The sequence below is a fragment of the Novosphingobium sp. genome, assembly GCF_039595395.1.
Taxonomy (GTDB): Bacteria; Pseudomonadota; Alphaproteobacteria; order Sphingomonadales; family Sphingomonadaceae; genus Novosphingobium.
In genome coordinates this window covers 1612299-1624823 of sequence record NZ_JBCNLP010000006.1, presented here as the reverse complement: position 1 = coordinate 1624823, position 12525 = coordinate 1612299, and the positions used below count along the sequence as shown (strand labels likewise).

The following is a 12525-nucleotide window of genomic DNA, read 5'->3' as shown; positions in this document are numbered from 1 at the left end:
CGATGACGCGGTTTGTCAACCCGAGATCGGGCGGTTGCCGAGCAATCGTCCGCAACTGGCGCGATAGACCAGCTCGATGGGAAAGGCCTGTTGCCGCACGGCAGCGACCGGGGCGCTGGTCAGCCATTCCACCGCGCAGATGGCCATTTCGCGGTTGGGCTGGCGCACGGTGGTCAAGGGCGGCCAGGTCAGCCGCGCGAATTCGGCATTGCCATAGCCGACCACCGCCAGATCGCGCGGCAGGCTCAGCCCCATCTGATGGCCCTGAGCCAGAGCGCCCGCGGCCAGCTCGTCGTTGAAGGCCGAAATGGCGGTGGGGCGGGACGGGTGGGCGAGCAGGCGCGCGGTCTCGGCAAAACCGGCGGTGTCCTGATCCTGCGGCCTTTCCCACATGACGGCGTTGATTTCGGCGGGGTCGGCGCCCAGCGCCAGCAACTGATCGCGAAAGGCATCGTGGCGCAGCCGTCCGGCCAGATGGAAATGCGGCCCGCGCAGAATGCCGAAGCGGCGATGGCCCAGATCCCAGAGATGGCGCGCAAGGGCGCTGGCCCCGGCCACGTCATCGGCAAAGACCGCGTCGGAGCGATCGACGTCATCGATGGGCGAATGGCGGACATAGCGGATTTTCAGCCGGTCCAGCATGTCGAGCAGGGCGTGATTGTCGCTGAGCGGGGCGGCGACGAACAGGCCGTCGAGCGGATTGGCGCGCAATTGCCGCTCCAGATCGACCAGTTCCTCGGGCGTGTTGCCCTCCAGCTCGCGCAGCACCATCTGATAGCCGCGCGCCAGGCACACATCGGACACGCCGCGATAGATCTGCGTCATGAAAAAGCGCGTGATCGCCGAGGACAGAATGCCGATGCGGAAGGTGCGCGAACTGGCCAGCGCCCGTGCCGAGACATTGGCCTGATAGCCGATCTGCTCGACCACCGCCATCACGCGGGCGCGCATCGCCTCGCCCACGCCGGGCTCGCCGTTGATCACGCGCGCGACCGTCTTGCCGGAGACGCCCACGAGGCGGGCGACATCGTCGAGGGTGGGGCGTTTTTCACTCATGCCGCATGGCGTTAGCGCAGCAGGGCGGGGGCTGTCCATGGCGGTGATCGAGGGGCTGCGCGCGGGTCCATCAAGGATCGTTTGACAGCGCTGACGTTGACCCATATCAATCAACGTCAGCGCTGACGTTGATTCGGCGCATGGGCTTATAAAACGCTGATAAAATCAGGGGCGAACACGCCCCGGCCATCGGGGGGTGAGACTGCGAACCGGATCATGCCGGCAGCGCCCCCTGATGCTCGCACAAGATGCACCAAATAGGGGGAGGACCACGTGACCAATCGATTGATCGCCACGCTGCTGACCGGGATCGCCATGTCGGCGCTGGCCCATCCGGCCTGCGCGCAGACCGCGCCCCATGCCGCGCCCGCCGCCGAGGAACCGGCGCCCGGCGAGATCGTGGTGACGGCGCAGAAACGCGCCGAACGTCTGCAGGATGTGCCCGTTTCGGTGACCGCGCTCAGCGCTCAGTCGCTGGCCACGCGCAACATCACCGACACCACCAACATCGGCCAGATCTCGCCCTCGCTGACCTATACGCAGGGCACCAATCCCACCAACTCCACCTTCCGCATCCGGGGGATCGGCACGGCGGTGTTCGGGGTGGGCAATGAATCCTCGGTTTCGGTGGTGATGGACGGGGTGGTGATGGCCCGCGCCGCGCAGGGCTTCACCGATCTGGCCGACATCGAGCGGGTCGAGGTGCTGCGCGGGCCGCAGGGCACGCTGTTCGGCAAGAATGCCACGGGCGGCGCGATCAACATCGTCACCGCGCGCCCGACCGACACCTTCACCGGCAAGATGTCGGCAACGGTCGCTGAAATGGGCGAATATCACGTCAACGGCACGGTCTCGGGCCCGCTGGCCGAGCATGTGAAGGCGCGCCTCACCGCCTTCTACAACAAGGATGACGGCTTCACCTACAACACCACGCTGCGGCACAAGACCAACGGTTCGGAAAGCTGGGGCGTGCGCGGCAAGGTGGAGTTCGATTTCGACCGGCTCAATGTGCTGGCCTCGGCCTCTTACGGGCGCACGCATACTCTGTGCTGCCAGTCGGTGTTCATCCGCGCGGACAATCCCAATCTGGCGACGCTGCTTTCGCCGGTGGTGGCCGGGCCGAACAACAATCAGGTGTCCTCGAACCTCGACACGGTGACCTCCACCAAGCAGCAGGTCTATTCGATCGAGGCGAAATATGACGCCGATGCCATTTCGGTGACCTCCATCACGGCCTATCAGAAGTTCAACCTGTTCAACAATCAGGACGTGGACAACATCAACACCGGCGTGCCGATCTACACCGGCGGTACGGCGGCGCCTTACTATGCCTCCTTCGATGTCAATGGCGGGGCGTGGCAGTTGGGCAATTTCACGCAGGAGCTGCGCGCCTCCAACGCGCATCAGGGGCGGCTGAACTATGTCGCGGGCGTGTTCTATTCGGACGTCACCATCGATCGCGGCTTCACCCGCCGCATCGTCACCTGCAATGCGCCCGCCACCGCGGGTCTGGCCATCGGCGCGCCTTGTCCGGCGGCCAACACCGTGGGCTCATCGGGGCAGAGTCTGGCGCATCTGCGCAGCGACCAATATGCCTTTTTCGGCCAGGTGGATTACAATCTGGTCGGCGGTCTGAAAGCCATCGGCGGGGCGCGCTGGCAGCATGAATTCATCTCGGTCTATGGCTTCCAATATGCCACCCCGCCCTTCGCCGGAGACAGCCAGAATGTCGCCGTCACCAACGGTTATACCGCCGCCGCCGACAATGTGCTGACCGGCAAGCTGGGGCTGCAGTATGAGTTCAGCCGCCGCGCTCAGGCCTATGCCACCTACACGCGCGGCTATAAGGGCCAGTCGCTGGGCACTGAATACAACCAGACCTTCAACAACAATGCGCTGGTGCGGCCCGAAACCGTCAACGCCTATGAGGTCGGCTTCAAGGGCAGCACCGCCGACCACAAGCTGAGCATCGCCATCTCGGCCTATCTGGCCAAATACAAGGATCTGCAGGTTCAGGCCAACCGCTCGGACCAGTCGACGGGCAATTTCCTTTTCGTGGTGACCAATGCCGGCCACGCCGAAACCAAGGGCGTGGAGATCGAGGGCACGGTGCGCCCCACCGACCGGCTGAGCATCGCGGGCTCCTTCGCCTACACCCATGCGCGCTTCGATGCCGACGGGCTGGCCTGCCCGCTGCAGTATCAGGCCGCTTTCTCGACCGTGGCCTATGGTGCCGCCGCACCGACCAACGCCTGCTTCAAGCAGGTGGGCGCCAATGGTGTGGTCTCTGGCGCGAACCAGAATGTGCGCAATGGCGTGCTGCCCAACACGCCCGAGTGGCGCTTTACGCTCAACCCGCATTACGACCTGCCGCTGGGGCGCTACACCGCCTATGCCGACGCCAATCTGAACTATCAGAGCAGCGTTCTCTTCGCGCTGGAGCAGGATCCGCTGCTGGTGCAAAAGGCCTATGCCACTGTGGACCTGTCGCTGGGCCTGCGCCCCGCCGGCAAGGGGTTGAGCTTCGCGATCTTCCTTAAGAACCTCACCGACCAGCGTTTCTATTCCGCCATGGGCCATGCCAGCGAGCTGACCTCGCAGGCGGTGACGCCCAACAACCTCACCGCTTTCGTGCCCAAGGCGGCGATGCGCTATGTCGGGGCGACCATCGGTTACAGCTTTTAAGTTCCCCTCTGCCGGGGCGGTGGTCTTCACCGCTCCGGACTTTTTCGAGACGAAGGCAAGACAGCATGCAACACAATCGGCGCGGATTTCTGGGTGTGGCGGGCGCGGCTCTGGCGGCGGGGCTGGCCAGCAGCGTGACGCATGCGGCGGCGCCGAAACGCCAGCCCAACTTCATCGTCATCCTGTGCGACGACATGGGCTATGGCGATATCGGCCCGATGGGCGGGCGCGATATTCCCACGCCGCATCTGGATCGCATGGCCCGCGAAGGCATCACGCTGACCGATTATTACGCTGCGGCCAATGTCTGCACGCCCTCGCGCGCGGGGCTGCTGACCGGGCGCTATCCGGTGCGCACCACCATGTCGCGCGTGCTGCTGGCCAATGACAAGCAGGGCCTGCCCAAGAGCGAGAAGACCATTGCCGATGCGCTGAAGCCCGCCTATGCCAGCGCCCTGATCGGCAAATGGCATCTGGGCCATACGGGCGACGCGTGGGACGCCACCCATTACGGCTTCGACCTGTTCTATGGCATCCCCTACAGCCACGACATCTCGCCGCTGGCGATCTACGAATTCCAGAAGGGCGAGAAGAAGGGCCAGTGGGATGTCGATTATCCCAGCCTGCAGCAGCAGTTCTACGCCCGCGCCGAAAAATTCATCGACGAGAACGCCAAGCGGCCGTTCTTCCTCGAACTGGCGCTGAGTTCGCCGCATCTGCCCAACTATCCGGCCAAGGGCTTTGCCGAGGGCTCGAAGAACGGCGGCGCCTATGGCGATACGGTGATGGAGATCGACAGCATCGTCGGCCGCCTGATGGCCAGGCTGGCGGCGCTGGGGATCGACCGCGACACGATGGTGATCTTCACCTCGGACAATGGCCCGTGGTTCGAGGGTTCGACCGGCGGTCTGCGTCAGCGCAAGGGTGGCGGCGCCTATGACGGGGCGTACCGCGTGCCCTTTATCGCCCGCTGGCCCGGCACGATTCCGGCGGCCCGACGCAGCGATGCCATCGCCATGGGCATCGACATCATGCCCACGCTCTGCGCGCTGGCGGGGTTGCCCCAGCCTGCGGGCGTCACTGTGGATGGCAAGGATATCTCCGGCGTGCTGACGCGCGGCGGCGCCACCCCGCATGAGCAGTTGCTGCTGTTCCAGGACGAGGATGTGGTCGGCATCCGCACCCAGCAGTGGAAATATGTCCGCGCCGATTTCTACATGCGGTTCGAAATGTCGCTGGAGGGGCGCGGCTATCCGCAGCTCTACGATATGCGCGACCCGCGTGAGCAATACAGCGTGGCCTCGCTGCACCCCGATATCGTCAAGGCGATGCAGGCGCGGATGAAACAGGCCGAGGCTGATTTCGCCCCCTTCAAAGGCGATCGGCCCAGCGGGCTGATGCAGGCGCGCGACGGCGCCCATGTGCCCGCCATCTGGCAGGACTGAACGAAAAGAGGATGCAGGCAATGGCAGAGCGGATGACAGGGCGGATCAAATGGGCAGCAGCAGCCATGGCGCTGGCCTGCGGGCTGGTGGACACTGGCGCGATGGCTCAAGCCCCCGCGCCGGAATACAGTCACGGCCCGGCTGGCCCGGCTTCCGTCCAACCGGCGCGCACCGGCGGCAGGCCCAATGTCATCTTCATTCTGGCCGATGACATTGGGGTTGAGGGCTTCAACACCTATGGCGGCGAATATTACACGCCCAACATCGACCGTCTGGCGTGGGAGGGCACCCGCTTTGCCAATGCCCATGCCATGCCGCTGTGCAGTCCCTCGCGCACCCGGCTGATGACGGGCATGGAAAACCACCGCAATTACGAGGCCTTCGGCTATCTGGCGCCCGGCCAGACGACCTTCGGCAATGTGATGAAATCGGCAGGCTATGCCACGGGCATCGTCGGCAAATGGCAGTTGATGGGCAATGGCTTCGACGGGCGCGTGGGGATCACGCCCGAGGCGGCGGGCTTCGATGAGAGCTATCTCTGGCAGTTGAAGGCGCTCGACGCCAAGGGATCGCGCTATTGGGGGCCGACGCGCGCCACCAACGGCCACAACAGGATCACCGAGGAAGGCTTCGGCCCCGATTTCGACAGCCGCTATGCCCTCGATTTCATCAGCCGCCACAAGGCCGAGCCCTTCTTCCTCTATTACCCGATGGTGCTGGTCCACAGCCCCTTCGTGCCCACGCCCGACAGCATGAACGCCCAAGGCCCCAAGGCCCGCTTTGCCGCCATGGTCACCTATATGGACGGTCTGGTCGGCCAGCTTATGGCCCGCCTGAAGGCCGAGGGGCTGGACAGGAACACGGTGGTGATCTTCAGCGGTGACAATGGCACCAACCGCGCCATCACCTCCACCCGCGACGGCTATCAGATCCGGGGCGGCAAGGGCACGCCCACCGTGAACGGCACCCATGTGCCGATGATCGTCTGGGCGCCGGGCAAGGTGCCCGCCAATGTCACGCGTGACGGCCTGTTCGACTTTGCCGACCTTATGCCCACCATCGCCGATATCGGCGGGGCGAAGGTGCCAGCGGGGATCGATGGCGTCGACCAGATGCCGGTGGTGCTGGGGCAAAAGCCCGCTGCCCGCGACTGGATCTTTGAGCATTATGCGCCGGTCTGGGTGTTCAACCCTGCACGCTATGTGTTTGATACCAAATACAAGCTCTATGGCGACGGGAAGTTCGTGGCCATCGATCAGGCGGCGGGCACCGAGACCGAGATCGCCAAACCCACCGGCGAGGCCGCTGCCCGCAAGGCCGCGCTGCAAAAGGTGCTCGACGGCATGCATGACGGGGCGCTGAACCCCGAACGCTTCCCCTGGTGCAAGGGCGAACCTTCGCTCGACCCGGCCAGACCCGCCGTGGTCGCCGGATGCAAGATCACGCCCGAGGGCAATGAGTAAACCCATGCGTAAACTTGTGAAAACCCTGCTGGCCGGTGCCGCGCTGGCGGTTACGGCATCCTCCGCCCCGGCGCGCGGGCCTGTGCCCGCGCCATCGGCCCGCCCCAATGTGGTGGTCATTCTGGTCGACGATCTGGGCTGGCCCGATGTCTCGGCCTATGGCCGCCACGATGTCGAGACGCCCAACATCGACCGCATTGCCCATAGCGGCGTGGCCTTTTCCAGCGGCTATGTCACGGCCTCGGTCTGCGCGGTGTCGCGCGCCGGGCTGCTGAGCGGGCGCATGCCGATGCGTTTCGGCTACACCTACAACATCAACGACGACGGCAATGGCGGCGACGATGGCGCGGGCCTGCCCGAAAGCCAGAAGACCATCGCCGAGCGCCTGAAACCCCTGGGCTATCGCACCGCCGCCATCGGCAAATGGCATGTCGGGTCGGAGGACCGTTTCTATCCCACCAACCGGGGCTTCGACGAGTTTTTCGGCTTTCTGGCGGGCGAGACGATCTATGTCGATCCCAAGACCCCCGGCATGGTCACCACGCCGACCGCTCAGGATGCGAAGAAGCCGCCCTTCGATCATCGCATGAAAAACGGCACGATCCTCGAAGGGCCCGACCGCCATGTGGTGAACAACTTCAACCGCTATCTCACCAATGAGATCACCGACCATGCGGTGGATTTCATCGACCGCTCGGCCAGGGGCAAGCAGCCCTTCTTCGCCTATGTCGCCTACAATGCGCCGCATTGGCCTTTGCAGGTGCCGCAGGTCTGGTACGATAAATTCCCGCAGATCAAGGATCCGATCCGCCGCACCTATGTGGCGATGATCGCGGCGATGGACGCCGGGGTGGGGCAGATCCTCGACACGCTGGAGCGCGACCATCTGCGCGACAACACCATGGTGGTGTTTCTCGCCGACAATGGCTGCCCGGTGCAGTTCGGTTTCTGCAATCAGGCGCATCCCTGGGGCGCGGGCAAGTTCACCTATCTGGAAGGCGGGGTGAGGGTGCCGTTCCTGCTGTCCTATCCCGGCCATCTCAAGCCCATGGGGGTGGTGGATACGCCGGTGTCCTCGCTGGATATTGCGCCCACCATTTTGCGCGCCGCCGCGCCGCGCATGGCGATGCCGGGGGAGTTGGAGGGCCGCAATCTGCTCGATGAGGCGCGTCATCCGCCCGCCACGCCGCGCCTGCTGGTGTGGGGGCAGGCGCCGGTCTTTGCCGCGCGTCAGGGCGACATGAAGCTGTGGCGTTCGGACGACTGGCATCAGACGCATCTCTACGATCTGGCGAAAGACCCCTGGGAGAAGACCGATCTCTCCTCCGCCAATCCTGCCGCCAGGGCGAAGCTGGATGCCGATATCGAGGCCTTTGCCAAAAGCTTGCCCCAGCCTTTGTGGAAGCTCCATTTCACCCGCAAGGTGATGATCGGCGGGCGTGAGACGGAATGGGTCTATTGATGAGGACAGCGTTGTCTAATTCGTATCGCATAGTTTTATAGGACAAGAGGCGAGGCTATATCCTCGGGAATATCCCGAACAACAGCAAGGCTTGACAACGCTGTCTCAATCATGATCTCTGCCCTTATGGCGTGAGGCGGGTACCGCCGTGCCCGGAGAGGATGGAAGGACGACACATGCTGCGCAGGGATTTTATCGCCGGGGCAGGGGCGCTGGCCGGCCTGTCGCTGGCCGGATCGGCACGCGGTTTCGATGGCACGCCGATGGGGGCGCCACCGCGCCGCGCCGATGGTCGCCCGATGAACATGATCCTCTACTTCACCGATGAATGCCGCGCCGATGCGCTGGCCTGCTACGGCAATCCGGTGACAAAAACGCCCAACCTCGATCTGCTGGCGCGGCAGGGCACGATCTTTCGCAACTGCCATGTGCAGAACCCGGTCTGCGCCCAGTCGCGCTGCTCGATGCTGACCGGCTGGCCCACCAGCGTGCGCGGCCATCGCAGCCTCTATTACCTGCTGCGCCAGAACGAACCCAACATGTTCCGCACCCTCAAGAAAGCGGGCTATGATGTGTTCTTCTTCGGCAAGAACGATGTCCTCACCCCCGACAGTTTTGCCGACAGCGTCACCGAATGGAAGGATATCGCGGGTGGCGGAGGCTTTTCCGCCTTGCGCGGCAAACCCTCCACCGGGCCGACCACCATGCTCTTCCCCGGCGGCGGAGACCGGCGCAACACCGGCGACTATCGCATGGTGCAGGACGCGATCCGCGTGCTGGAACGGCGCGAGGCGGACAAGCCTTTCTGCATCTTCCTGCCGCTGCTCCAGCCGCATCCGCCCTATGCCGCGCCCCAGGGCTTCGACACGCTGTACAATCCTGCCGACCTGCCCGCGCTGGTGCCGCCCGGCCTGCCGGGCAAGCCGCTGTTCCATCAGGCGATCCGCGAGACCTATGGCCTCACGCAGGTCAGCGATGCGGAATTGCGCAAGGTGCGCGCCACCTATTACGGCCAGGTCAGCTACACCGACTGGGTGCTGGGCGAGCTGATGGAGGCCATGGAGCGCACCGGGCGTGACCGCGACACCGCTCTGGTGGTCAGCAGCGACCATGGCGATTACGCGGGCGACTATGGCCTGATCGAGAAATGGCCATCGGGTCTGGAAAGCTGCCTCACCCATGTGCCGCTGATCGCCCGCGTGCCCGGCGGCAAGGCGGGCGGCGATGCGCGCGACATGGTTGAGCTTTACGACATCATGGCGACCTTCCTGGAACTGGGCGGCACGCGCGCCACGCATACCAATTTCGCGCGCAGCCTGCTGCCGCAGATCCACGGGGGGCCGGGCGATCCCAACCGCGCGGCCTTCAGCGAGGGCGGCTACAACATCTATGAGCCGCAGGCCTTCGAGCCCAAGCTGGGCGGGCTCTATGCCCCCAAGACCAATTTGCAGAACGACCGGCCCGAGACGATCAGCCGCAGCGCCTCGGTCAAGACCCAGCGCTGGACCTATATCGCGCGGCCCGGCGGGCAGAGCGAACTCTACGACCGTCAGGCCGACCCCATGGAAACGCGCAACCTGATCGCCGAGCGCAAGCATGAGGCAGTGCGCGGCGAGATGCAGCAGCGGCTGATGAACTGGTACATCGACACCAGCGGCGTGCCCGAAGAGTATCGCGATGCCCGCGATATGCCGCCTTTCGTGCGCAATTCGACCTTCCCCGATGCCGATGCGCGCAGCCGGGTGTTGCTGGACCAATAGCCATCAACGCCGGGGCGGAGAAACCTGCCCCGGCTTCGCTCAGGCGACGATGGCTCCTTCCACCGTCGGAGCCGGGCGGATGACGGGAAACAGCGGCGCGTTGAGCCGCAGCGCCAGCAGCGCCACCATCACCAGCACGGCCTGCAGGCTGAGGATCGCCAGCAGCTCCTTGGGATAGCCCCAGGAGCCGCTGTCGGCGAAATAGGGCTGCACGATCAGCACGCTGCCCAGCACCATCCCCATCTGCTGCCCCAGCCGCAGCAGCGCGGCGGCCATGCCCGCGTGTTGGACATGGACCCAGGCCACCGCCACAGGCCCCAGACAGCCCGAGGACATGCCGCAGCCGATCCCCGCCACCACGCAGCCGGGGATCGCCCAGAGCAGCGGCATGTCGCTGCTGCCCAGCACCGCCATCACGCAGGAGGCGCCAAAAGCGATCAGCAGCGCGCCAAGCGCCAGCACCCGCCGCCCGTACTGCACCAGAAAACGCCGTCCCAGCAGCATCAGCCCGGTCAGCGCGCCGCAGCCGAAGGGCAGATACATCAGCCCGGCATGAAAGGCCGAATGGCCCCGCCCATGCTGCATGGCGAAGTTGAAGATGACCAGAAAGCTGCCATGGCTGGCGGCCAGCCCCACGGTCATCAGCGTGCCGGTCAGCAGGTTGGTGTAGCTGGTCAGCTCGGGCGAAAAGATCGCCTCGCGCCGCGTGTCCGCCGCCAGCCACTGGCGGCAGGCCAGCCCCAGCAGCACGGCCAGCACCATAAAACCGGCCGGATAATGGAAGCGGCTCTCACGCCCCCAGCACATGAAGGCCATCATCAGGCAGGCGATGGCTCCCGACAGCAGCAAGGTGCCCATGACCCCTGTCGGGCGTCCGCCGCGCGCGGTGCCTCTGGGCAGGAAGAGCATGCCGCACAGCAGCGCCGCCAGCCCGCCCGCCATGTCCATGGCAAAGACGGCGCGCCAGCCCATCCCGCCCGCATCCGGTGAGATCAGCCCGCCGCCCAGCACCGGCCCCAGCATCGTGCCCATCGCCGCCGAGACACCCAGATAGGGCAGCTTGCGCACCCGCTCGACCGGAGAGAACAGGATCTGCATGAAGGCCAGCATCTGGGGCGCCACCATCGCATTGCCGATGCCTTGCCCGATGCGCGCCGCGATCAGCGATCCGATGCCCGGTGCCAGCATGCTCCAGCCCGAACAGGCGGTGAAGATCGCCATGCCGGTCAGATAGATCAGCCGGTGCCCCCAGATGTCGGCCAGATTGCCTGCCAGCAGCAGACTCATGCCGAAACCGAAGGCATAGCCCGAAATCAGCCAGCGCGCCGACAGGGCGTCGGCATGGAAATCGGCCTTGATGCTGGGGATGGCGACATTCATCAGCGATGCGTTGAGCATCTCCATGAACATGGTCAGCACGATGGTCAGCAGGATCAGCATCCGCGCACGCTCGGAGATGCCTGTCTGCATGGTTGCCTTGCCCTCCCCGTGTGTGGCCGGTCTGTGCCGGATTCCTGCCGGGACCATAGACGTTATGCCGCCCCTTTGCCATGAGCAAACTTGCCTTGCGCGCCAGAGCAGGCAATGGTCCGGCCTGACGCTGATGGATGGGATGCAGGTGGCGACGATCAAGGATGTGGCCAAGGCGGCGGGCGTGTCGTTCAAGACCGTTTCGCGCGTGGTCAATGGCGAAAAATCGGTCGGGGCGGCGCTGCGCCAGCGGGTCGAGGCGGCAATCCGCGATCTGGGTTACACGCCGAGCCTTGCCGCGCGGCAATTGGCGGGGCAGCGCAGCTTCATCATCGGGCTGGTCGTGCCGCGCGCGGGGATCAGCTATATCGCGCGGATGATGATCGCGCTGGCCGCCGCCTGCCGCCAGGCGGGCTATCATCTGATGACCGAGGCGGTGGATTACGATGCCGTTCAAGCCTCGGCGACTGGCAAGATCCATTTTTCCGCCCGCCCCGATGCGGTGATCGTCACCCCGCCCTTCAGCAACGATCCCGCCCTGGCGGCGCATTTCGCGGCGGAAGCCATTCCGCTGGTGCGCATCGCCACGGTGATCGAGGGCCATGGCCTGCCGATCCATGTCGATGAGGAACCGATCACCATCAAACTGATGCGCCATCTGATCGCGCAGGGGCATCGGCGGATCGGCATGATCGGACCGCCGATGCCGGTGCGCGCCTCCGAAGCGCGGGTGAGCGGTTACCGCCGGGCACTGGAGGAGGCGGGCTTGCCGTTCGATCCCGATCTGATGCAGCGCGGGGATTTTTCCTTTGCCTCGGGCGTTCATGGCGTAACGGCGATGCTGGCGCTGCCCGACCGGCCCACGGCGATCTTTGCGGCTGGCGACGAGATGGCGGCAGGCGTGCTGGCCCAGGCGCAGCGGCTGGGCTATCGCGTGCCCGAGGATCTGGCGGTGGCGGGCTTTGACGATTCCCCTGTGGCGCGCATGGTCTTTCCGCCGCTGACCACCGTCTATCAGCCGGTGAACGAGATTGCTCAGGCGGCGGTCGATGCGGCTGTTCACGGGCATGTGCCCGCCGCGCCCTTTGGTTATGAATTGCGCATTCGCGGTTCGACCAGCGGCGACCGGCAGCTTTGTCTGGAGCCATATCGGTTCTAGATGGGCCATCATACAAACAACCCCA

8 protein-coding genes are annotated in these 12525 nt (G+C 65.0%); 6 read left to right on the top strand and 2 right to left on the bottom strand.

The window, feature by feature from the left end:
* Positions 1-15 precede the first annotated feature (15 nt).
* A complete protein-coding gene (locus ABDW49_RS26720) occupies positions 16-1056 on the bottom strand; it encodes a LacI family DNA-binding transcriptional regulator (protein ID WP_343616776.1) in 1041 nt (346 codons plus the stop codon).
* Positions 1057-1329: 273 nt separating this feature from the next.
* On the opposite strand from ABDW49_RS26720, the gene ABDW49_RS26715 reads away from it, so the two are divergent.
* The 5 genes from ABDW49_RS26715 to ABDW49_RS26695 all read left to right on the top strand — a co-directional run bounded on the left by ABDW49_RS26715 (position 1330) and on the right by ABDW49_RS26695 (position 9871).
* Positions 1330-3741, top strand: coding sequence for a TonB-dependent receptor (locus ABDW49_RS26715; protein ID WP_343616775.1), 2412 nt, complete (start codon positions 1330-1332; stop codon positions 3739-3741).
* Between the two features lie 65 nt (positions 3742-3806).
* Positions 3807-5186, top strand: a complete 1380-nt coding sequence (locus ABDW49_RS26710) for a sulfatase (protein ID WP_343616774.1) — start codon at positions 3807-3809, stop codon at positions 5184-5186.
* 11 nt (positions 5187-5197) lie between these two features.
* Entirely contained in the window at positions 5198-6649 is a 1452-nt protein-coding gene (locus tag ABDW49_RS26705; RefSeq protein WP_343616772.1) for a sulfatase-like hydrolase/transferase, read from the top strand.
* 4 nt (positions 6650-6653) lie between these two features.
* Complete coding sequence (locus tag ABDW49_RS26700) at positions 6654-8111, top strand: sulfatase-like hydrolase/transferase (RefSeq protein WP_343616770.1); 1458 nt, start codon at positions 6654-6656, stop codon at positions 8109-8111.
* 176 nt (positions 8112-8287) lie between these two features.
* Positions 8288-9871 carry a sulfatase-like hydrolase/transferase gene (locus tag ABDW49_RS26695; protein WP_343616768.1) on the top strand — a complete coding sequence of 528 codons (1584 nt, stop codon included), beginning with the start codon at positions 8288-8290 and terminating at the stop codon, positions 9869-9871.
* 39 nt (positions 9872-9910) lie between these two features.
* On the opposite strand, the gene ABDW49_RS26690 is transcribed toward ABDW49_RS26695, so the two are convergent.
* Entirely contained in the window at positions 9911-11341 is a 1431-nt protein-coding gene (locus tag ABDW49_RS26690; protein WP_343616767.1) for an MFS transporter, read from the bottom strand.
* A gap of 148 nt (positions 11342-11489) precedes the next feature.
* Between ABDW49_RS26690 and ABDW49_RS26685 the strand changes: the two genes are divergently transcribed.
* Complete coding sequence (locus ABDW49_RS26685) at positions 11490-12500, top strand: LacI family DNA-binding transcriptional regulator (protein ID WP_343616765.1); 1011 nt, start codon at positions 11490-11492, stop codon at positions 12498-12500.
* Positions 12501-12525 lie beyond the last annotated feature (25 nt).

What these genes read in the sequence shown, in the direction of transcription:
- ABDW49_RS26705 (WP_343616772.1), top strand. Translation starts at nt 5,198, where the DNA reads ATGCAGGCAATGGCAGAGCGGATGACAGGGCGGATCAAATGGGCAGCA.
- ABDW49_RS26690 (WP_343616767.1), bottom strand. Translation starts at nt 11,341, where the DNA reads ATGCAGACAGGCATCTCCGAGCGTGCGCGGATGCTGATCCTGCTGACC.
- ABDW49_RS26720 (WP_343616776.1), bottom strand. Translation starts at nt 1,056, where the DNA reads ATGAGTGAAAAACGCCCCACCCTCGACGATGTCGCCCGCCTCGTGGGC.
- ABDW49_RS26700 (WP_343616770.1), top strand. Translation starts at nt 6,654, where the DNA reads ATGCGTAAACTTGTGAAAACCCTGCTGGCCGGTGCCGCGCTGGCGGTT.
- ABDW49_RS26695 (WP_343616768.1), top strand. Translation starts at nt 8,288, where the DNA reads ATGCTGCGCAGGGATTTTATCGCCGGGGCAGGGGCGCTGGCCGGCCTG.
- ABDW49_RS26710 (WP_343616774.1), top strand. Translation starts at nt 3,807, where the DNA reads ATGCAACACAATCGGCGCGGATTTCTGGGTGTGGCGGGCGCGGCTCTG.